We start from the raw sequence: 21,028 nt of genomic DNA, 5'->3' as shown, positions 1-21,028 counted from the left end.
TGACCTTTCATGAGCACGACGGGTAGGCGCGTGGAGACGGCCACGCGCCTGGGAGGACGGGGGTTGCGCTCAGGCGGCCGCGAACGCGGCGGAGGTCTTGCGGGCGAGCCTGCCGCCGACCTGCAGCCAGGCGGGGGCGCCGGAGTCGTCGGCGAGGAAGCGGCCGACCTGGTCGGTCTCGCCGGTGTCGCAGTCGCGCATCGCGAAGCGCAGGCCCGAGAGCGGGGTCAGGTCGGCGAAGGGCTCGCCGTCGACGGTCAGCCGCGGCAGGTCGACGCCGGGGATCACGGAGTACACGGTGTCGCCGTTGGCGTAGTCGCCCGCGATGCCCGCGGGCACCGGAACCGGCTCCACAACGCGCGGCACGGGGTCGAAGCCCGCGACCGGGATGCCGAGGTCGGCGAGCTCGTCCGCCAGCTCGCGCCACATCGCGAAGCCCGAGCCGGAGTTGGCGGTGAACGCCACCACGGTGCCGCTGGAGGGGTGCATCCGCAGGTGCGCGGAGGTGCCGTCGCCGGTGCCGTCGTGGCCGACCACGGCGCGCTCGGCACCGCCGTAGACCGCCAGCCCCAGCCCCCAGCCGTCGGCCATGCCGAACGGTTCGGCCGCGGGCACCGCGCCGCGCATCTCCTTGAGCGAACCGGGGTCGAGCAGGTCGTTGCCCTCCGCGCCCGCCAGCGCGCGTCCCAACCGGACCAGCTGCGCCGCGCTCGCGGCCAGCGCGCCCGCCGGGGCCTCCAGCGCGGTGAGCGACTGGGCCACCGGGCGGACCACGCCGCGCGAGCGGTTGACCGTGTGCCCGGTCACGAACTCGTCCGTCGCCGCCTGGCGGCCCACCACGAACCTGGTGTCCACGCCGAGCGGACCGAGCACGATCGCCTGGACGGCCTCCGCCCAGTCCATGCCGGTCACCGACTCGATGGCGTGGCCGAGCAGCAGGTAGCCCACATTGGAGTAGGAGAACGCGGTGCCCGGCGCGGCGATCGGGGTCAGCCCCGGCGCCGAGTCGTGCAGGAGCCTGCGCAGTGTGGTAGCGGAGACCAGCGCGCTTTCCCTGGTGTCCGAAGGGAGACCGGAGGTGTGGCTGAGCAGGTGGCGCGGGGTGGTGTCGGCGAAACCGGGCAGCACAGCCAGACCGGGCACCTGCTCGGCGAGCGGTTCGTCGAGGTCGATGTCGCCGTCGACGGCGAGCGCGAGCACGGTGGCCGCGGTCACCACCTTGGTGATCGATCCAACTGGGACGGCGTGCGCCTCGGTCATCGGCTCGCCGGAGCCGTGCCGGACCTCGCCGGTGCACCAGGTCCAGGTGCGGTCGTCGTGGTGCACGGCCAACTGAGCGCCGGGGACGGCGTGGACCGCGGCCAACTCGCCGAGTCTGGCCGCGACGTGGGTGCCTGCGGATGCGTCCATGGGTCCTCACTGGTAGGTGCCGGTGGGCACGGGGGGACCACGCACGGAAATCGGGTGGGACCGGGCGTGGTGGGTGCGGTGTCTGCGACCGGGAAAACAAGTCCGCCGACTCCGGCGACACCTGGGTTCTGAGTTCCCCGCGTACACCGGATTCAATCCTCGAACGCAATCAATGTTGGCTAGCCGCGGCCAAGACCAGCTACCGCCGAACGGAGCAATCGGACCCCTATCCATTGAGGTCACCGCATTGCGATCAGGCGCTCGGCGAAATCCCGACAAACTTGTTTGAACGATCAGACGACGCATTCGTAAAACGGTTTCGCAACCCAACGACGCAATCCCACGGCCGTTTCTGTGACCCCGATCACAGCAATTCGGGAGCGATTGCGTTGTCCACAGTGGCCGGATGTGATTCCCTTTGGTACGAACGATTTCGCACCTCACACCGCCAGTGTGAACGTCTCTCGCGTTTCTTCTTGCCGATACCCGTGAGTAACTTGCACGTGCATTTGAAATAGCATCAAGCCGGTTTGATCGTCGAGTAACACTGTGAAGGCAATAATGGGAACACCGGACTCGGAGTAACACCCAGTTCGGCACGCGGAGAGATTCGCGCCACAAGTCCCGCCGATCGGACCATCATCTGGGAATGACCGGAAGCCGAATGTGGCCGAGGTCTCAACAACCGATGCCGAGTTCCCTCGTTTCGCCGAACCGGACAACGCGGCAACGGGCGGCACAATTACCGCCGAACGCCGGACGCGCCACGTCCGGGTGAGGGTCCTGGCATCGGCGCGGCAGGCCGGGCAGGCTGCGTGCTCGACCAGCGCACCCGAGCACCGAGGAACCCGTTCTCCGATGATCAACACCAAGACGCTGCCCTTCGCCAAGGTCAGGGTGACCTTCACCCTCGACCGCGACACCCCGCCCGGCCCGACGAGCGTGGTCGGCTGCTTCAACGGCTGGACCCCGGGCCGCAACGTGCTGCGCGGCCGCTCCAACGGCAAGCGGTCCACCTCCGTGGTGGTGCCCGCGGGGACGGAACTGTCCTTCCGCTACCTCACCGAGGGCGGCGTGTGGTCCGACGACCCGGCCGTGCCGACCCGCGACAAGCAGGGCAACCCGCGCATCAGCGTGTGATTCCACCGTTTTACGACGAACAGGCCCGCGCCGAGTACCGGCGCGGGCCTGTGTTCGTCCTCGCTCGGGGTCACACGGCGGCGAGCTCCGGCTCCCGCTCGGCGACGGCGGCGTCGCGGCGACCGGCCAGCACGAGGAGCACAAAGGACAGCGAGGCGACGGCGGCGGCCACCGGTGGGAGCGCGACCACGCCCCAGGAGTCGATCACGAACCCGCCGACGACCCCGGACAGGCCGACGCCGAGGTAGATCGCCGAGGCGTTGATCGACAGCAGCAGGCCGCTGGCGCGCGGCGCGAGTTCGATCAACCAGTTCTGGATCGGCGGGTTCACCGACCAGGTGCACAGGCCCCAGAGGAAGAACACGATCCCGGCCGAGACCGCGGTGACGGCGGTCAGCGGCAACGTGGCCAGGATGAGCACGAACGGCGTGAACGACCACAGCAGTGGGCGCCTGCTGCCGTAGCGGTCCGCGAGCCTGCCGCCGACGGTGTTGCCGATCGCACCGCCGACGCCGTAGCAGAGCAGCAGCACGCTGATGGCCCCGCCGTGCAACCCGGCGGTGGTCGCGAGCAACGGTGCGACGAAGGTGAACACGGCGAACGCGGACAGGCAGCCGAGCACGGTCATGCCGAGCACCATCCGCACCCGGCTGTCGGCGAGCACCGCGAACCGCTCCCGCACCCCGACGGCGGGCGGCGCGTCGACGGTGGGCAGCCAGACCGCGCTGATCACGGCGGCCAGCGCGGAGGCGGCGGCCACGAGCGCGAAGACACCGTGGTAGCCGATCGGGCCGCCGAGCAGGCTGCCCGCCGGAACCCCGACGACCAGCGCCGTGGTCAAGCCGCCGAAGACGACCGCGACCGCCCGCCCCCGCCGCTCCGGCGGGTTGATGCTCGTCGCCATCCCGGTGGCCACCGGCGTGAACACAGCCGCCCCGAGCGCCGCGACGACCCTGGACACGAGCAGCAGTTCGAACGTTGGCGCTACCGCAGACAGGGCGTTGCCCACGGCACTAGTGATAAGAGCGGCGATGACCAGCTTCTTACGCTCCCAGCGTCCGGTCACCGCGGCCAACAGAGGCGACGCGACGGCGTAGGCGATGGCGAACGCGGTGACCAACTGCCCCGCGGCGGAGGCCGAGACGTGCAGCTCGCGGCTCACCTCGGGTAAGAGCCCGGAGATGACGTAACCGCTGGTTCCCACCGTGAACGCGCCCGCGGCAAGCAGGTACGTACGAGGCGACATGCGCTTGTTCCCCCTTCGATCCACAGGTACGACAGCCATCGTAGTACGACCTATGTCGAACTACGAAACCTCTCGTACTATGGACCGGTGCCGGAAGACCTCCCCCACCCCGCCCTCGCCGACATCCGCATCGACCGAGTCCTCCACGCCCTGGCCGACCCCGTCCGCCTGACCATGGTCCGCCAACTGGCCACCCTCCCCGAAGGCGTGGCCTGCGGCGCCATCGACCTGCCCATCAGCAAGTCCACCCGCACCCACCACCTCCGAACCCTCCGCGAAGCAGGCGTGGTCACCGTCCGCCCCAGCGGCACCTCCCGCATAACAACCCTCCGCAGAGCCGACCTCAACACCCTCTACCCCGGCCTCCTGGACGGCATCCTCAACGCCCCCCACTAGCCCTCCCAACCCCCCGCAGGCTTGACCCACTCCCTCCGCACAGCCAGCGCACCCTCGGCCCTCCCCCAACGCCGCACCTACCCGCGGACTCCCACACGACCAGCACACCCCTCCGCGCTCCCACAGCACCTACCCAATCCCCCCACAGGCTTCACTCCGCACTTCCCCAACCCCACCCAAGCGCCTGCCCCGCCCTCGTCCCACAACCGCATTCCCATCCACCAGCGGTCCCAACCCACCCGCGCGCCCCGCCCTGCCCACGCGCACCTCGACGCCACCGCCCACTCCCACACGGCCAGCGCCCCCTGCACTCCACCAACGCCGCCCAACCCACCCACGCGCCCCCGAGTTCCAACCCCGTCCACCCAAAGCCCCCGCGCAGCCCTCACAGCCCCGCTGGCCAACCCCCAGCACCACCCACCCGCAACCGTGCCCCGGCCAGCCACCAGCCACCACACCTTCGGGCGATCCCCCTTGACGCCCCCGGGGGCCCACCCCAAGCCTGGCCCGGCCCCCACCCTCTCCGGGGGGCGTCCCTGGACCAGTCCACCGGCACCCACCGACAGTGGATCTTGAAACGGCCCCCGCGGAGATCCACATGTGAATAACTTCTGTCACCCGGAAGACGGAAAATTCGGGGAGTCCGAGCAAAGGATTGCCTGGTCCGGCCACAGGCGGGGCGGCGAAGGCAAGGGAGCGAGAGCAGGTGGGGGTTGCAGAGATCCACTTCAGCACCAAGGCCGGGCAGAGTGTCTACTGTGGAGCGACAGGGGTGAAGGTCAACTGCTCGACGCGGGGGCCCAGGCGGAGGGGGAGGGTGATGGGGTGGGGAGTTGTGTCGTGTTCTACGAGGTGGTGGTAGAGGGCGGCGGCGATGGGGACCAGGGGGAAGGGGTGGGGGTCGGTGGTCCAGGTTTCGCCGGTGTACCAGGTGTAGTGGGCGTGGCCTTCGGGGGAGCGGGCGGCGGCTAGGGCGCTGTGGGATTGGGTGATGGTGGACTCGACCCACGCGGCTGGGGAGTCGGTGCGGGGATGGGTGACGATCTCGGCGTTGGCCAGCAGGGCCGGGTCGGGGTCGGACTGGTCGACGACCAGGATGTCGTCGTGGGTGCGGCGGCCGGGGGCGTGGGGTACCCGGGTGACCGAGATGACGCCGGAAGATTCCACAGTGGACAGCAAAAATGCGGTCGCGGGTCGGGCTACCGAGAGCAGCGGACCGAAGGGGCGCAACGCGACGGGCGACGTCGCAACGGGCAAGTCCAGGAGGCCTCGGATGCGATCGCGTGCTGAACCCGGCGACACGGCAGGCGCAGATTCTACAGTGGACTCAGCAGCGAGCACCGCGGCACGAACATCCCCATCGACCACAGTGGACGGAAGCACAGCCCGCCCCAGTCCCCTGGCATACCGGAGAACCGGCCCGGGATCCCCGATGACCACATCCGCCGCGACCAGGGCCGCGATCCAGTCCGACTCCGGCGAGACGGCGATCAACCCGCCCACCCCGACGTCCCCACCAGGCACCAACGTTGCCACCCGGTACTCGTCATAAGGCAACCGGGACAACACAAGCGCAACGGCATCCGGGCGGGCACACCCCAGCGCCACCAGCGCAACATTGTCCGGCACCCCCAACACCTGCCGGAACTCCGCGCGCCGATCAGCAACGGCGAGCACCCGAGCCCACGTCGGATCACCCATCACAAACGTGCGACCGGCCGCCCCCGGAATGGACGCCTCAGCGGCCGCCCGGTCGTCCTCGGTCGACACCCCCACCGCGACCGGGATGTCATCAGCGTCCGTGATGGTCACCACCAACCCCGGCACCTCCCCGGTGGTGTGGCAGGCAAGCACCAAGTCGAACCCATCGGCCCGCGACCAAGGCACAGTGGCGACCCCAGCCGCGCGCAACGCCTGCTCCACAGCGGGCGCCCCGCCGACAGCGCTCCACCGGACAGTGACATCCGCGTCAGCCCCAACGGCGAACACGACATCGCGGAGCCTGCCGAACTCGGCGAGACCCCCGACGGCGACCAAGACGGACGGGGCGTGCGGTCGACCCATGATCATAGCAGTGCCGAACCCCTTACCAGCAGCCCTGTTCACCGGTTCGCGATCTTCAACAATGCCACACCGCCGCCGGACGGCCGCCGCGGGCCCGCACCGTGACCGATTCCCGCCGATCGCCGCGCCCACGTCCGATGTGGACCCGCGTGGGCGCCCAGATGTCGAGCAGTTCGGGCAATCCCCTCCGCTGATGGCATCTGCGCGCGCGGCGCGGCCCATGATGACCGCGCAGTGGCCGCGATCGCGAGGGAGCAGGCACCATCGAGAGCCGCGAGATCATCACGTCGACGCCGCGGTGGCTGCGCGAGGTCGCGCGCCTGGCCGCGGAGCACGGCAGGGCGAGGACCTCGGCCGCGATCGAGCGGCTCGCGGCGGGCCGGGACCGGCCGTCGTGGCGGGTGACCGTCGTCGGCGAGCCGGGGGTGGGCAAGTCGACGCTGGTCAGCCGGGTGCTCGGGCAGAACGCGCTGTCCGGGGTGGAGCTGGCGGAGGCGCCGTGGCAGCCCGGTGGGGCGCCGCTGGCCGCGGTCACCGACACCGACGGGGTGCTGCTGGCCGTGCCCGCCACCGGGGTCTGGGGCGCGGGCCACTCGCGGTTGCTGGAGGACGCGGTCGCCGCGCACGTGACGTCCATCGGCGTCGTGGTCACCATGTTGGACCGGTTGGGCGCGGCCGAACGCGGCCGGGTGCTGACCTACATCTCCGCGCGGGTCGGCCGCATCACCGTGCTCTCCGGTCCCGGTGCGGGCCCCGAGGACCCCGCGACGGCCGCGGTGCGCGCCTTCCTGGTCGACTCCGCGCCGCCGCCGGGTCGGGCCGAGTTGCGCGCCCGCCGCATCGCCGCCCGGTTGGCCGACCAGTGCACAGCGATGGCGACCAGCGCGGGCGAGACCATCGCCGACGCCCGTCGTGTGCACAGTGGACAGTCGATCGACCAGCGGTCCACCCGGGCGCGGGCGTGGGAACTGCTGCGGGTTCAGCTTTCCGACCGGCAACTGGCCCTGATCGGCCGGATCGGCGAGCACCTGCGCACCGACCGCGCCGCCGTCCTCAAGCGCCTCACCGCCGACCTGTCGCGGGTGGGCGAGGACCGGGCGTGGTGGCACACGCACCTGCCGAACCGGTTGCGCGCGGAGCTGATGGACCAGGCGATGCGCGCCGAGCACCACATCCTCACCGGCATCGCCACCGACGCGGACTGGCTGGCGGGCCAGCTGGCCGACCGCACCCCCTGGCGCCCGTCGAACGCCTTGCTGCTGCGGGTCGACCCGCCGCCGACCCCCGGCACCCTGGCCACGGTCACCACCCCGACCGAGGAGATCACGGTCCCCCTCCCCGACCCAGCCCGGGGCCTGCCGAGGGCGGTGGAGGGCACCACAGCCATCCTCGTCAACCAGATCTGGCGTCTGCTGGCCTCGGCCTACGAACCCCTCTTCACCCACCTGGCCGAACGCCAATCCCGCTGGGAGGCCGAACAAGCCGCCACCCCGGACCAGCCGACCACCGACTGGCACACCCTCGCCAAGTCCGCGACCGCCCTCGCCGGGACCATCAACGCCGCACTGCGCGCCCCGTTCTGACCCAGAATCCCTGCTACCAAACACATTCGGTGGTCGGTTCGGTACCCGCCAAGCGGGTGACACCAGGGACATCGGTGACGACCACGCGCCGGTAGCGGGTTTCGACAAGACCCTCGGTCCGGAATTGGCGGAGCACGCGTTGCACCGAGGGGACGGAGGTGCCTGCGAGGGCAGCGAGTTCGGCTTGGCTCAGCTGGACCGGGATGGCGGAGCCGGAGTGCTGGCGGAGATCCTTCTCGAGGAGTTCGGCGAGGACGCACGCGACACGACGGCGCACGGCGTACCCGGCGAACTCGGTGAGTCTTCGGGTGACCCAGCGGTGCTTCGCCGAGATAGCACGCAAAACGGCACGGAGAGCGGGACCGTGCTGGGTCAGGAAGGCAAGGAAGTCCTCACGGTCGATGCGCCGGACCACCCCGGGACCGCACGCGCGGACGGACACGGTGCGGGGATGGCCCTCGAACGCCGCCAGCTCGCCGACGAGGTCCCCACCGGAGCGGACCGCGATCAAGGCCTCGTCGCCGCTTGGCCGGTTGGCGTGGACCTTGAACCAGCCCAGCAGCAGCAGGTACACGTGGGTCGCCGGGTCGCCCGCGCGCAGCAACCGGTCGCCGTCGCGCACCCGGATGGACTGCCCCAGGCCGAGCAGCTCGCGCCGGACCCGGTCGTCGAGGCCGCCGAGCAGACTCGCCGGGGGCCACCGGCTCGCAGTGGTCATCAGCCCACCGTTCCCTGGTCGGACACCAGTGCGGACCCACTGTCCCACCGGGTCCGGCCGCCCGGCGCCAAACGGGGCCGAGTCCCCTGAACGGCGCACGGTCCACAAGCGCGATCCAGCACCGGTGCGGAATTGGACCTCGCGCTAGGCCATTCGAGTGGATCATCGTGACGCCGCCGCCGATCCCCGCCTCTTACCCGTGTCGGCTGAACGGAGTGAGGATGATGACCCAGGTGTTAGCGCTAGCGGCGGGCGGTCTTGCCGCGACCGGACTGCGGCTGTGGTGGCAGGCCAGACGCGACCACCGCAGGCAAACAACGTTGCGCGCGTTGGCCGAACGCCTCCCCCACGCGGCGACTGTCGAGATCCACGACATCCGCGACGACGGCAGCCGCCTGCACGTCCGCGTGACGCCGCGGTGACCACCCCCGATCCGCACACGCGGACCGCCAAGGCCACCAGCGCCACCGACGCGGAGTTCACCGAGTTCTACCGCGCGTCGGTCAAGCCCCTGGTGGCCTTCCTGATCCTGCAGGGCGCCACCCTCGCCGAGGCCGCGGACGTCGCCCAGGAGACGATGACCAAGGCGTACCAACGGTGGGAGACCCTGGACCACCCGCACGCGTGGACCCGCCGGGTCGCCTCCCGGGAGTTCATCCGGCAGCGGGTGAACCAGCCAGAGACCCCGACCGACCCGCTCCCGCACTCCCCCTTGCTGCGGACCGGCGACATCGAGGGCTGGGAGCTCACACAGGACCTGGTCCGGGCCCTCGCCACGCTCACCCCTCGGCAACGCCAGGTCATGGCCTGGATGCTCACCGGCCACACCCCCGCCGAGATCGCCCAGGAACTGGGCCTCACCGACGGCGCCGTCCGCCAGCAGGTCTACCTGGCCCGGCGGACGATCAGCACCCGGCTGGAGGGACGGCCATGACCGAGTGGCTGGACTCCTTCACCGCAGCGCTGGATGACGTGCTGGACGTCGAAGCGGGCCTCGCCGACATCCGGTTGCGCGACACCGTCACCCCGGCCCTGGACCGGGTGCTCGACGTGGACGCAGGCCTCGCCGCCATCTTGTCCACCAAGATCGAATCCGACGGTGGCCCGATGACGGCGCTGGAATACGCCGCCCAGTTCGCCGAGCGCCCCGCCGCGGACCGCTTGGCCGCGCGCGCCTGGTTCCCACTCCGGGAGCTGGCCATCGTGATGACAGTCCGCCGCGTCTTGGTCCAGCGCAACACAACCACCCCCGACTCGGAGATCGGGGCTAGCGTCCCGCCGGGCAGCAGCGGCGCCACCATCGACCTCGCGGTCGAGCTGTGCGACCACCTCGGGCGAGCGTTCGAGACCGCGAAGCGCCGGGACAACGAGCTCCGCTGGGGGACGCGGGCGGACGCGATCATTCTCCGCCGGGATCTCGAGCGCGATCTGCACCAAGCCCAACTCGCCTACTGGGACACGTCGGACTCCTCCCGGCTCGGCGCCGAACTCGGGCGGGCGAAGCGGGTGTTGGACCGGGTGGTGGAGGTGGCGCGCGGGCTACCGCACTCCCCGGAGGCGATCCCCACCGGCGTGGTCGGCGACATGCTCGAATCCGCCCTGACCGTGACACTGCTCCTCGCTGCTGAAGCGGCGACAGCGTCCATGGCCGACCCGGCCGGCCGTGTGTTCACCGCGGCGATGTCCGTCGCCGCCTTGGCCGTCGAAGCCGAGGCGCTGGCCATCATCGAGCGCGCCCTGGTGGATGCGACCGCAGCCGACCTCACCGACGCCGACCTGCGTGGAGTCCGGCTCGACGGCGTCCTCTGGTCCTCTCGCACGAGGTGGCCCGCGCACCTGACCGACTACGTGGCCGCCAACTCCGAGCGCATCGGCCCCGATCTGTTCCGCGTCCGAAGTGGGGGTGTCGCCACCCGGCTCCCGGTGTGGTGACCCCAGCCACCTGGTAGTTGCGTTCGACAACCAACCTCCTTATAGTTGGCTAACCCAACCAACACAGGAGGCGGCCATGATCGCCGGGGAGACCGCGACCGGGGTGATCGAGGCGTTCCGGTCGGTCATGCGGGTGGGGCGGGCGCTCAAGCAGGAGGACCGGCAGTCGGCGGCGGCCCTGCTCGGGTTCCTCGAGGGCGCCGGGGAGCAGCGGCTCGGGCAGCTGGCCTGCGGGCTGGCGGTCGACCCGTCGGTGGTGAGCAGGCAGGTCGCGGCGTTGACCAGGGCCGGGCTCGTCTCCCGCAGGCCGGACCCCGAGGACGGTCGGGCCGGGCTGCTCACCGTCACCGAGCAGGGCGCCCACTGGCTGGCCGTCCACCGGCGCAAGCAGGCCGAACGGCTGGTCGCCGCGCTCGCCGGGTGGTCGGAGGAAGACGCCACCCACCTCCTGACCCTCCTGCGCAGGTTGGAAGACGACGTGCGCCACCTCACCACCAAGGAGTCCCCCCGTGTCCCCTAAGCTGTCCGCCGAAGAGAGCGGCCGGATGGACCACCGCCGGGTGATCGAGGCCCTGACCGGTCTGCTGCTGGCGATGCTGACCGCGTTCCTGTCGTCCACGATCGTCTCCAACGCGCTGCCGACGATCATCCGGGACCTGCACGGCTCGCAGCGGCAGTACACCTGGGTCATCACCGCCGCGCTGCTGGCGTCGACCGCGAGCACCCCGATCTGGGGCAAGCTCTCCGACCTGGTGAGCAAGAAGCTGCTGGTGCAGCTGGCCATCGGTGTGTTCACCCTGGGGTCGGTCCTGGCGGGCTTCGCGCACTCGATGGACGTCCTGATCGCCTGGCGGGTCGTGCAGGGCCTCGGCCTCGGCGGCCTGCAGTCCCTGGTGGTCATCGTGATCGCGGCGATGATCAGCCCCCGCGAGCGCGGCCGGTACTCCGGGCCGATCGCCGCCGTCATGTCCGTCGCGACGGTGGCCGGTCCGCTGCTCGGCGGGGTCATCGTGGACACGAGCTGGTTGGGCTGGCGCTGGTGCTTCTTCGTCTGCGTGCCACTGGCGATCGTGTCGCTGCTGGTCGTGCAGCGGACCCTGAACCTGCCGGTGGTGCGGCGCAAGGTCCGGATCGACTACCTGGGCGCGACCCTGATCACCGCCGGTGTGAGCGTCCTGCTGATCTGGGTGACGTTGGCGGGCGGCGAGTTCGCGTGGGGTTCGGGCACGTCGCTCGCGCTCGCTGGTGGTGGCGTCGTGCTGCTGACGCTGGCGGTCTGGGTGGAGTCGCGCGCGGCCGAGCCGATCATCCCGCTGCGGCTGTTCGCCGACCGGACCACCGCGTTGGCCACCGTCGCCAGCATCGCGGTCGGCACGGCGCTGTTCGGCGGCGCGGTGTTCCTCGGCCAGTACTTCCAGATCGCCAGGGGCTACTCGCCGACGGCCGCCGGTCTGCTGACCCTGCCGATGATCATCGGCTCCGCGCTCTCGGCGACCCTGTCCGGGATCCTGATCACCCGCCTCGGCCGGTGGAAGGTGTTCCTGGTGGCCGGTTCGGCGCTGATGGTGGCGGGCTTCGGACTGCTGGGCACGATCGACCACACCACGAACATGGTGCTGCTAGGCGGGTTCCTGTTCGTCCTGGGTGTCGGCATGGGGATGACCATGCAGAACCTGGTGCTGGCGGTGCAGAACACGGTGGCCCCGTCGGACCTGGGCGCGGCCAGTTCGACCGTCGCGTTCTTCCGCTCCCTCGGCGGCACGGTCGGGGTGTCGGTGCTCGGCGCGATCCTGGCCAGCCGGGTGACCACCCTGACCACGCAGGGCCTGGCGGACGCGGGCGTCACGGGATCCGGGGGCGCGGGGATCGGGTCGCTGGATCAGTTGCCGCCGTTCGTCGGCGACATCGTGCGGGCCGCCTACGGGGACGCGACGGCGACGATCCTGCTGGTGGCGGCCGTGCTGTCGGTCGTGACGGTGGCCTGCATCGTTGCGATCAAGGAGGTCCCGTTGCGCACCCAGTCCGGGGCGCAGCGCCAGGCCGCCGAGCAGGAGGCCGCGCCCGCCGCGGTGTGAACCGAAACGCCGCCGCTCCCGGCACCGATCTAGCCTTGTGATCACTACCCGGTGACGAGGAGCGGCGAGCGAGCGGATGACCAGGACGCGGCCCCGGCACCTGCTCGTCCTCGCCACCCGGTGCGCGGGGGCGGCGCAGCCGGACGACCTGGAGCGCGCCGCCGTCGCCCTGCACGCGGCGCTGACCGACACGGAGCTGGGCGCGATGTCCGGGTCCGTGGTGTCGGCCGCGGACCCGGATGACGCTCGGACGCACCTGCTGAACGCGGCTTCGGCGGCGCGCGGGGCGGGTGCGGAGTTGGTGCTGGCGGTGCTGGGTTCCGCTGGGGCCAACGGGTATCTCGCCGCGAATGGCGCCGAGGTCGACCTGCCGGAGCTGATCGCCGAGCTGACCCCGTCGATCGTGCTGCTGGACGTCCACGGCGCCACGCACCCGATCACCGTCGCGGGCGTCACGGTCCTGACCTCGGTTGTTGGCCGATTCCAGGCTTCCCTCGCACTCAGCGCTGTGATCCGCGCGGGCGACCCGGCGGGTGACGAGCACATCGCGCTGGACACCGCGTTGGCCACGACCGTCGGCGCCACCGTCACCGGCGAGTCGATCGCCTTGGTGCCGAACCGGGTCTGGGCCCCGCAGGTGGTCGGCGACGTGGTCGGGCCGTTGGGGCGGGCGACGTTGGACCGGTTGCTCGAGGCCTGGGGCGGGTTCCCGGTACCGCCGACCTGGACGCGGGCGCGGTTCGACGACCTGCGCGGCGTGGTCGAGTCGGCGCAGGACACACTCACCACCCGGCGGCTCCTGCACACCCACTCCGCGCTGTTCTACGCCGTCCACGCGGCGGAATGCGTGCGGAAACACCACTTGGGCAAGCGGCTGTCGACCGAGGCGATCCGGGCGGCGGCGACATCGGTCGGGTTGGCGGGCGACGCGACTGGGACGGACCTGCTGGTGCGGGTGCTGGAGGACGCGGCGCTCAACGGATCAGCGCGGGGGAAGCCGAAGGCCGCCGTCGCCCGGTTGTTGGTGGCGCTGGCCAGGGCGGTCGGTGCGGACGGCGAGCACCCGGCGGTCCGGGCGTGGGCGGCTGAGGTGGACGCGGAACCCGAGGTGCGGGACGCGTCGGCCGAGGTGCTCGACCGGCCGTCGGGGCGCAAGGAGCTACGGCTGGTGGTGAGCCTGGCCGCCGACGCGCCGTGGTGGCCGGACGTCGTAGAGGCGTATCTGGTGCGGCCGGGGCAAAGTCCGACGCCGCAGACGGTGTTCGACTCCGACCGGACGCAGGTGGGCGCGGAGGCCGCGATCGGGGAGGCGGTGGAGTGGGCGACCGACCGGCTCGCGCCCGGGGAACGGCTGCGCTACCTCGATCTGGCCGCACCCGCGCACCTGCTGGCGACCTGGTACCCGGAGCGCGGCAAGCCGGGGCGGTTCTTCCTCGGTGCGCGCCACCAGGTGCTGACGCAGTGGACCGGTTGGCTCGATCCGGCGACCTACAGCGCGGACCTGCACGCCAACGCCGCCGAAGTCGTGCGCCGGGTGGGGGTCGCGGCTGGGGTGCCGCTCGACCCGTTGGACGCGCACGCGCTCGGCGACCTGGCGGTGCTCGACGAACGGCTGGCCAACGGCGAGTTCGTCCAGGCCATCGCGCTCGACCACCGGCCCGCTGACCTGACCGCGGTGCTGGAGTTGCTGCTGCCGTACTGCCCGATCCTGCTGTGGCCGAGGGAGGAGAGCGACGGGTGGTTGGCCGCGCTGCGGGAGCGGTGGGGGTCGCTGCCGGAGGGGCTGGCGTCGGCCTACCGCGAGGGGTCCCCGCTGCAGTGCCTGCGGTCGGTGTGGCACGACGAGGACTGGCTGGTGTTCGGTCGACGGCTGGCCAGGCGCGAGATGAACTCGCCGAACTGAGAGGGAGAACATGACCTGGGCGCGGTACTACCGGGGCGACGGGGAGCGGCGGCGCGAGGTGCTGCCGGACCCGCCGCCGTGGCGCACCTTCCCGCGCCGGTCGCTGCACGCGCGGTTCCAGCCGCCGCCGGGGCTGGTGGACGCGGTGAACGCGGCGGTGCTGCTGCGCAGGCCGCTGCTGGTGGCCGGGGCGGCGGGGTCGGGCAAGTCGACGATCATCGAGCAGGTCGCACACGAGCTCGACCTGGGGCAGGTGTTGCGCTGGCACATCACCTCCCGCAGCACGTTGCGCGAGGCGCTCTACCGCTACGACGCGCTGGGCCGGGTGCACGCGCAGAACCTGCGGCGGGAGGGCATCGGCCACGACCAGGACGACATCGCCGACTTCCTGCGGTTGGGTCCACTTGGGACTGCTTTGCTGCCCTCGGAACGGCCACGCGCGCTGTTGATCGACGAGATCGACAAGAGCGACCTGGACCTGCCGAGCGACCTGCTGGACGTGTTGGAGCGCGGCGAGTTCGAGATCCCGGAGCTGGCCAGGCACGCGGTGGCGGACGTCGCCGTGCGGCACTGGGACAGCCAGGAGACCGCCGTGGTGTCGTCCGGGCGCGTCACCTGCACGGAGTTCCCGTTCATCGTGCTGACGAGCAACGACGAACGCGACTTCCCGCCCGCGTTCCTGCGCCGGTGCGTGCGGTTCACGATGCCGAGACCGGGAGTGGCGGAGCTGCGCGAGATCGTGGCGGCGCACCTGGACGTCGACCCGACAGCGGGGCCGGTCGGCGAGCTGGTCGAGGCGTTCGCGCAGCGGCTGGCGGACAACGATGTCCTCGCGGTCGACCAGTTGCTCAACGTCATCCACCTGGTGGCCGACGGTGCGGACACGGAGGGCTTGAGACAGCTGTTGCTGCGGTCGTTGAGCCATGGCTGATGCCCTGCCCCGGGTGGTCGCCGCGCTGGTGGCGGCCGCGCCCGACCTGGACATCTGGGCCGTGGCGGACGCGGTGTGGCTGGCTGGCCATGTCCCGCTGCCACCGGTCGAGCCGGTCGCCGTGCCGGCAACGTTGCCCGCTGTCGAGCCGCCGACCGTGCCCGTTGCGCCTGTTGCGGAGACGTTGCCCTTGACGCCCCGGCCAGTGGTGGAGCGGACGCCGTCGAGCCCGCAGCGCAGGCCCGGTAAGCCGACGACGGTCCCGGTGACCCGCGCCTCGGTCGACGTGCTGGCGATGGGACGCGCGTTGCGACCACTGCTGCTGCCGTGGCGCAACGGTGTGCGGAGCAGGCTGGACGTGGACGCGACGGTCGAGCGCTACGCGGCGGACGGGGTGCTGGTGCCGATCACCGCGCCGGAGCCGGAACGCTGGTTCGACGTGGTGGTGGTCGTCGACCGGAGCACGACGATGTCGCTGTGGCACGACGACGTCGCTGCCTTCGTGACCCTGTTGCGGCGCATGGGTGCGTTCCGGCAGGTCCGGGTGTGGCAAATCGCGCCGGACAGCGCAACGGTGCTCGACGAGAACGGCCCGATCACCGCGCTGCCCCGACGGCTGCGCACCCCCGGCTCTCGCCGCCTGGTGATGTTCTTGTCCGACTTCACGGCAGCCGGATGGCGTTCGGGTCCACTGTGGAATCTCGTGCACGAAGCGGCCGCCACGACACCCACGGTCATCATCGACCCGCTGCCGCAACGGTTGTGGCGCCACTCCGCACTCAACCAGCGCCGGGTCCGGGTCCACGCCCACGCACCCGGTCGACTCGCCTCTGGTGCTCTTCCGGCGGTGTCGCTCACGCCGTCGTCGGTCGCCCGCTGGTCGCACGCCTTGATGCGCGGCGGCACGGCCGGGTGCGACGCCGTCGTGGGCACGCCCCGCCCGGGTGGCCGGTCCACCACCGCGGAGGCCACCGAGTCATTCCTGCACACCGCGACCCCGGCCGCCGTGCGCCTCGGTGTCCTGTGCTCGCACTTCGCCCGCTTCGGCCTGCCGCTGCTGCACCTGGTGCGCCAGACCATGGTCCCCGAGGCCGGCCTCACCGACGTCGCCGAGTTCCTGGCCAGCGGCCTGCTCACCGTCGTCACCCCGGACCCCCGCTACCCCGTCCTCGCGTACCGCCCCGACGCCGCCCCGCTCATCCAGGACCACCTGACCCACCAGGACGCCTGGGACCTCGTCGAAGCCCTCACCGCCCACATCGCCACCCACCACGGCCCCGACGGCGTCTCCGCCCTCATCCTGGACCCGGCCGCCCGCGCCACCCTCCCCGCCGAGACCCAAGAATTCGCCAACGCCGCCGCAGACCTCCTAGACACCCTCGACGCCGCCGACCCCGTCGCCACCCCCGCGCCAGCGGTTGTCCGCGAGGTTCCCGAGTTCCACACCCGGATCGTCAAGGTGCTCTCGTCCCGCGACCGCACGGCACTGCTCATCACCTCGCGCCTGGCCTTGGCCCTCTGCCCGCGCAACGAACTGCCGGACCAGGTGGAGCTGAGCGTCCTCAAGAACCCGAAACCCGTCGCGGGCACGGTCATCTGGCGCCACGAGGGTCTCGCGTTGATCACCACCACCGAGGACGTGGTACCCGATCTCCCCCCGGTCCGCTGGGGCACCCCGATCACGGTCGGCGACACCGCGGAGCACACGGTCATCGGCGCCTCCCTCGCCTCCACCAGGCTGATCCTGACCACCACCCTCCCCCTCAGCGACAACGTCACCGTCGAATATCCCCGCCACATCCGCGACGCCAACGGCTACACCTTCTCCGGCGGCGCGGTCGTCTTCCACCACGGCTTGGTCGCGGGCGTCGTCCCCACCCTCACCCCCCGCAGCCATGACAACCACCCCGTCATCACCACCCAGAACCTCCTCTCCCGCAACAACTTCCGCGAAGTAGTAGCCGCCCACGCAGGCGCCTGCTTCCCCGAACCCCTGGAACTAGCCGAGTTCTCCTCCCCACCCCCCACCCTCCCCACCTTCGGCCACATCCGCACCCCAGCCCCGCTACTCAACCCCACCCTCGGCGCCTTCCCCACCCCCACCGAACAACCTTGGCTCGACACCTATGATCTACTCAGCGCGACACCAGTCTTGAACTTCGCAAGCAGCCAACTCCCAGCCTCTGCCTCGCTCACCTCACGGGTGGCGATCGGTCTTCCATCGGACTGGTCGGTCGTCTGGCTCAACTGGCGGGTTTTGAGCACGCACCTCAGCGACGTCTGGGTGCGCCGAGGACCTGTCCTCGTGATCTGTCACGACCCACCCGCCGACGCGTTCGGCCTGCCTAAACATCTAATCGGGAAAGTCTACATCTTGCTACTATCGGACATGCCGCTCCCGATCAACGGCAAGATAGTGACCACTCCGACCGGAATCAGAAATCCAGCCGAGATTCCTCTGCGTCGGAGCAAGCGAATTATCGCCGGACTTCAACTACGAGCGACCGATGGACTGGCCTACGATCTTGAAGTAGACCATCGAGCATCCCCGACTGAAGCACAATCGACCTTCCATCACGAAGTGGCGGCTTGGCTTCATCTCTTCGATCCCTCTTCACTTCACGCGGTCTCGATGCTCGTTCTACTTAGCCCTGCCGATCAAAAAAGGGCGACCGAAATAGCCGGAGATGAACATCGGGGAGTTGCCGAAAAATTGGCAAGAATCTACCCCTCAAAGAGTCGCTACATCTCCGCGCCAAAATCTGTCCAGCACGGGTGCTTTGAGTTGCTCAATCCTCGGACTCTCGACCTGGCTATGCATGAGATGGCCGACTACGAGAAGGTTCTATTTCTAGACCGACTGGACAAGGCCCAGTCGGGGCGGAGACTCGAGAGCCTCGCCTTAGCAGCTGCCGCCCATCCCAGGGCCATGGAGATTCTCGTCAATTTGGCGCCAACCCTGACCAACCAAGGCGTCGTACTGGACGCGCTAGCACAAACATCCGCCCTTGCTACCCGACAACGCATTGCTTCGCTACTACCCGACCACAGCGACTCACTAGCAGAGTTCGCAGTCGCCATCACACGGTGGATCCCAAGTCAGAGACCTAGATTGGCAACCTGGCTGAATCGAGCAAATCGATCTTCAGAAGTGCTCGAAATCGGCTCGATCCGCCATGATAGCATCGACATGACAAACGAAATTGCTGTCGCCAACTACGCACTGGAGAATTACAGGCAATCTTTCCACCAAGCAGAGCTTGCCGCCACTGGCTACTTCGCATATCGCGAACAAAGCGTCCTGTCTTGGCACAATTATTCGATTACACTGAGCAATCAGGCCGTTGCGTTAGCTGCTTTGGGCAACCCTGATCGCGCGCTCCAAGTCATCAAAGAAAGCCTCGCGATCGACGGCGAACGACACGACGAGCGAAACCTCTCGACCACACTTATCAATGCTGCGATTATTGAGCATGCGACTAGCAGTCGAAAGGCAGTTCAGAGCAATGCGCGAGCGGCGCTGGACGGCGCCACCCAACAGGCGGCAGTGAATCCAGACGGACATGCAACACATCTAGCCGATGTTCAGATCACGTACGCTCGTCTGTCCATTCCCGACTCATCCGCCACTGAGTTGGCATTGCGAGCTGTGGCGACTTTTCGCAATTCTAGACGACCACCAGCGACTCTGGCCCGCGCCTTGTCAATCCTCGCCATGGCACAGTGCGCCACTGGCGACCTAGATTCCGCACTTAATTCAGCCGAGGAAGCGGTGGCACTCGCTACCCGTCAGAAACGGGCCACCACCATCGCCGATGCGTTTGAGGCGCGGGCGGCTGTGCAGCGGGAGATGGGCAGGCTCCACAGTGCCGATGACTGTCATCGGACGGCGATCGCCATCTACCGGGACCTGGTGCCCAGCAGGCCGGAGTTGCGGCTGGACCTTGCCATCTGCGTCAACAACCTGGGTATCACCCGCGACCTCATGGGCGACGCACAAGGCGCCATCAATGCCCATGCCGAGGCTGTCCAGATCTTCCGCAGCCTTGTCGCCGTTAACACTGGTGCCTATCGGGTCGAGCTGGCCACGTGTCTGGCCAATCTCGCGCTGGCCCAGCACCCCTCCCCCGACGCCCGTGCCACAGCGGACGAGGCCCTGGCGATCTTCCAAGACCTCGCCCACAACGATCCCGGCCACGAGAAGGCCCTCCAGCGGACCCAGCGCATCCGCGACCACGTCCACGGAGACGGCTGAGCACGGCAGCCAGGCCCCGGTGGCGGTTCACCGGGGCCTGACCGTCCTCATCGGACTAGACGGGGATGTGGTTGGCGAACAGGAGCAGGTTCGGCGAGCCGACTCCCGGGCTCAGGACCACGCCGGGGGTGGCGTTGGCGGTGAGCGAGGTCGCGGTCTGCCAGGCGGAGTCGCCGGGGAAGCGTTGGCGCCACATGGCGGCGGTGCCGGTGACGTGCGGGGCGGCCATGGAGGTGCCGCTCATCGTGGTGTAGGCGTTGTCGGCGGTGTGGTGGGCGGAGTAGATGTTGCGGCCGGGGGCGAACAGGTCGACGCAGGGGCCGAAGTTGGAGAAGGACGAGCGGGTGTCGTTGGGGTCGGTGGAGCCGACGGTGGTGGCGGCCGGGGCGCTGGCGGGGGAGTACCCGCAGGCGTTGGCGTTGGAGTTGCCCGCGGCCACCGAGTAGTGGACGTTGCCCGCGGAGATCGAGTTGGTGACGGCGGTGTTGAGCGGCGGGAAGTTCAGGCCGCCGAGGCTCATGTTCGCGACACCCTTGCGGCCGGTCAGGATGGCGTCGTTGGTGACCCAGTCGACGCCCGCGATGACGCCGCCGCCGGTGCCCGAGCCCGCGCAGTTGAGCACACGCACGGAGACCAACTGCACCTGCTTGGCGACGCCGACAGTCTTGCCGCCGACCGTGCCCGCGACGTGGGTGCCGTGGCCGTGGCAGTCGTTGCCGGGCGGGAAGGTGCCGCCGACGGTGTCGATGCCGTAGATCGCCCGGCCGCCGAACTCCTGGTGCGTGTACCGGATCCCGGTGTCGATGATGTAGGCGTAGACGTTCGGCGCGGTCTGCGGGTAGTGGTACTTGGTGTCCAGCGGCAGGGAGCGCTGGTCGATCCGGTTCAGACCCCACGACGGCGGCGCGGTCTGCACGCCCAGCGCCTGGGTGCTGAACTCCTGGTCCTGCGCGATGTACTCGTAGGCGAGGTCGGTGGACAGCTGCCGCGCCTGCTCGACGCTCGCCTTGACCTGGAACCCGCGCAGCGCCGTGTAGTACGACGACTGCACGGTGACGCCGTACTTCTGACTCGCCTCGGTCGCGCGCCGCTTGACCACGTCCGGCGACGCCTGCTGGTCGGCGAGCACCGCGATGTAGGTGTCGGGCACCGCCTTGGGGGTGTCGGCGAACAGGATCTGGGCGGGCTTGGTCGCCGGGGCGGGGGCGGCCGCCACCGGCACCGCGCCGCCGAACCCGGCGACCAGCAACACGGTGCCGGTCAACAACGCCGCGCGTCGGGACACCTTCTTGAACCTGGCGTTCATTGCGTGAGGCCTCCACTGGAACAGGGACTTACAGGGAGGCCGAGCACACCGCACCGGGGTTGTGGTTCG

At 70.0% G+C, this 21,028-nt stretch carries 16 protein-coding genes; 11 read left to right on the top strand and 5 right to left on the bottom strand.

The features are described from left to right. Positions 1-69: 69 nt before the first annotated feature. Positions 70-1,410: a serine hydrolase domain-containing protein gene (locus LV79_RS12555; protein ID WP_253835265.1), complete on the bottom strand. Its 1,341-nt coding sequence runs from the start codon at positions 1,408-1,410 to the stop codon at positions 70-72. Between the two features lie 858 nt (positions 1,411-2,268). Between LV79_RS12555 and LV79_RS12550 the strand changes: the two genes are divergently transcribed. Further along, positions 2,269-2,550: an early set domain-containing protein gene (locus LV79_RS12550; RefSeq protein ID WP_253835263.1), complete on the top strand. Its 282-nt coding sequence runs from the start codon at positions 2,269-2,271 to the stop codon at positions 2,548-2,550. A 70-nt stretch (positions 2,551-2,620) separates the two neighbouring features. On the opposite strand, the gene LV79_RS12545 is transcribed toward LV79_RS12550, so the two are convergent. Then, positions 2,621-3,796, bottom strand: a complete 1,176-nt coding sequence (locus tag LV79_RS12545; RefSeq protein WP_253835261.1) for an MFS transporter — start codon at positions 3,794-3,796, stop codon at positions 2,621-2,623. An 87-nt stretch (positions 3,797-3,883) separates the two neighbouring features. Here LV79_RS12545 and LV79_RS12540 point away from each other — a divergent pair, with 87 nt between their 5' ends. Next, a complete protein-coding gene (locus tag LV79_RS12540) occupies positions 3,884-4,192 on the top strand; it encodes an ArsR/SmtB family transcription factor (protein WP_253835259.1) in 309 nt (102 codons plus the stop codon). A gap of 753 nt (positions 4,193-4,945) precedes the next feature. On the opposite strand, the gene LV79_RS12535 is transcribed toward LV79_RS12540, so the two are convergent. Further along, the gene (locus LV79_RS12535; protein WP_253836067.1) at positions 4,946-6,262 is read right to left on the bottom strand and encodes a hypothetical protein; all 1,317 of its coding nucleotides are present in this window, start codon (positions 6,260-6,262) and stop codon (positions 4,946-4,948) included. Between the two features lie 395 nt (positions 6,263-6,657). Between LV79_RS12535 and LV79_RS12530 the strand changes: the two genes are divergently transcribed. Next, the gene (locus tag LV79_RS12530; RefSeq protein ID WP_253835257.1) at positions 6,658-7,839 is read left to right on the top strand and encodes a GTPase domain-containing protein; all 1,182 of its coding nucleotides are present in this window, start codon (positions 6,658-6,660) and stop codon (positions 7,837-7,839) included. A gap of 13 nt (positions 7,840-7,852) precedes the next feature. Here the strand turns inward: LV79_RS12530 and LV79_RS12525 are convergent, their stop codons facing one another. Continuing rightward, on the bottom strand, positions 7,853-8,557 hold the full coding sequence (locus LV79_RS12525; protein WP_253835255.1) for a Crp/Fnr family transcriptional regulator: 705 nt from the start codon (positions 8,555-8,557) through the stop codon (positions 7,853-7,855). 224 nt (positions 8,558-8,781) lie between these two features. On the opposite strand from LV79_RS12525, the gene LV79_RS12520 reads away from it, so the two are divergent. The 8 genes from LV79_RS12520 (at position 8,782) to LV79_RS12485 (ending at position 19,653) form a co-directional block, all read left to right on the top strand. Further along, complete coding sequence (locus tag LV79_RS12520) at positions 8,782-8,979, top strand: hypothetical protein (protein ID WP_253835253.1); 198 nt, start codon at positions 8,782-8,784, stop codon at positions 8,977-8,979. Beyond that, positions 8,976-9,491, top strand: a complete 516-nt coding sequence (locus tag LV79_RS12515) for an RNA polymerase sigma factor (RefSeq protein ID WP_253835251.1) — start codon at positions 8,976-8,978, stop codon at positions 9,489-9,491. The genes LV79_RS12520 and LV79_RS12515 overlap by 4 nt, the downstream gene beginning before the upstream one ends. Next, complete coding sequence (locus LV79_RS12510) at positions 9,488-10,489, top strand: hypothetical protein (protein WP_253835249.1); 1,002 nt, start codon at positions 9,488-9,490, stop codon at positions 10,487-10,489. Before LV79_RS12515 ends, LV79_RS12510 begins: the two co-directional genes overlap by 4 nt. 76 nt (positions 10,490-10,565) lie before the next feature. Next, entirely contained in the window at positions 10,566-11,009 is a 444-nt protein-coding gene (locus tag LV79_RS12505; protein ID WP_253835247.1) for a MarR family winged helix-turn-helix transcriptional regulator, read from the top strand. Continuing rightward, positions 10,999-12,564: an MFS transporter gene (locus LV79_RS12500; protein WP_372495315.1), complete on the top strand. Its 1,566-nt coding sequence runs from the start codon at positions 10,999-11,001 to the stop codon at positions 12,562-12,564. The genes LV79_RS12505 and LV79_RS12500 overlap by 11 nt, the downstream gene beginning before the upstream one ends. A 76-nt stretch (positions 12,565-12,640) precedes the next feature. Then, positions 12,641-14,467 (top strand): vWA-MoxR associated conflict system protein, encoded by a 1,827-nt coding sequence (locus tag LV79_RS12495; RefSeq protein ID WP_253835237.1) that lies wholly within the window; start codon positions 12,641-12,643, stop codon positions 14,465-14,467. Between the two features lie 10 nt (positions 14,468-14,477). Further along, on the top strand, positions 14,478-15,398 hold the full coding sequence (locus LV79_RS12490) for an AAA family ATPase (protein WP_253835235.1): 921 nt from the start codon (positions 14,478-14,480) through the stop codon (positions 15,396-15,398). Then, positions 15,391-19,653 carry an SAV_2336 N-terminal domain-related protein gene (locus LV79_RS12485; RefSeq protein ID WP_253835233.1) on the top strand — a complete coding sequence of 1,421 codons (4,263 nt, stop codon included), beginning with the start codon at positions 15,391-15,393 and terminating at the stop codon, positions 19,651-19,653. Before LV79_RS12490 ends, LV79_RS12485 begins: the two co-directional genes overlap by 8 nt. Before the next feature lie 55 nt (positions 19,654-19,708). Here the strand turns inward: LV79_RS12485 and LV79_RS12480 are convergent, their stop codons facing one another. After that, the gene (locus tag LV79_RS12480; RefSeq protein ID WP_253835231.1) at positions 19,709-20,959 is read right to left on the bottom strand and encodes a S8 family peptidase; all 1,251 of its coding nucleotides are present in this window, start codon (positions 20,957-20,959) and stop codon (positions 19,709-19,711) included. Positions 20,960-21,028: the final 69 nt, after the last annotated feature.

Origin of the sequence: Actinokineospora globicatena, from assembly GCF_024171945.1 — a bacterium.
GTDB classification, from domain to species: Bacteria; Actinomycetota; Actinomycetes; order Mycobacteriales; family Pseudonocardiaceae; genus Actinokineospora; species Actinokineospora globicatena.
The sequence above is the reverse complement of the archived record's forward strand: the minus strand, read 5'-3'. Positions and strand labels throughout refer to the sequence as shown.

Excerpts from the sequence above, each read along its gene's own strand:
- LV79_RS12555 (WP_253835265.1), bottom strand. The coding sequence starts at position 1,410 with ATGGACGCATCCGCAGGCACCCACGTCGCGGCCAGACTCGGCGAGTTG.
- LV79_RS12550 (WP_253835263.1), top strand. The coding sequence starts at position 2,269 with ATGATCAACACCAAGACGCTGCCCTTCGCCAAGGTCAGGGTGACCTTC.
- LV79_RS12545 (WP_253835261.1), bottom strand. The coding sequence starts at position 3,796 with ATGTCGCCTCGTACGTACCTGCTTGCCGCGGGCGCGTTCACGGTGGGA.
- LV79_RS12535 (WP_253836067.1), bottom strand. The coding sequence starts at position 6,262 with ATGATCATGGGTCGACCGCACGCCCCGTCCGTCTTGGTCGCCGTCGGG.
- LV79_RS12525 (WP_253835255.1), bottom strand. The coding sequence starts at position 8,557 with ATGACCACTGCGAGCCGGTGGCCCCCGGCGAGTCTGCTCGGCGGCCTC.
- LV79_RS12520 (WP_253835253.1), top strand. The coding sequence starts at position 8,782 with ATGACCCAGGTGTTAGCGCTAGCGGCGGGCGGTCTTGCCGCGACCGGA.
- LV79_RS12510 (WP_253835249.1), top strand. The coding sequence starts at position 9,488 with ATGACCGAGTGGCTGGACTCCTTCACCGCAGCGCTGGATGACGTGCTG.
- LV79_RS12505 (WP_253835247.1), top strand. The coding sequence starts at position 10,566 with ATGATCGCCGGGGAGACCGCGACCGGGGTGATCGAGGCGTTCCGGTCG.
- LV79_RS12495 (WP_253835237.1), top strand. The coding sequence starts at position 12,641 with ATGACCAGGACGCGGCCCCGGCACCTGCTCGTCCTCGCCACCCGGTGC.
- LV79_RS12490 (WP_253835235.1), top strand. The coding sequence starts at position 14,478 with ATGACCTGGGCGCGGTACTACCGGGGCGACGGGGAGCGGCGGCGCGAG.
- LV79_RS12485 (WP_253835233.1), top strand. The coding sequence starts at position 15,391 with ATGGCTGATGCCCTGCCCCGGGTGGTCGCCGCGCTGGTGGCGGCCGCG.
- LV79_RS12480 (WP_253835231.1), bottom strand. The coding sequence starts at position 20,959 with ATGAACGCCAGGTTCAAGAAGGTGTCCCGACGCGCGGCGTTGTTGACC.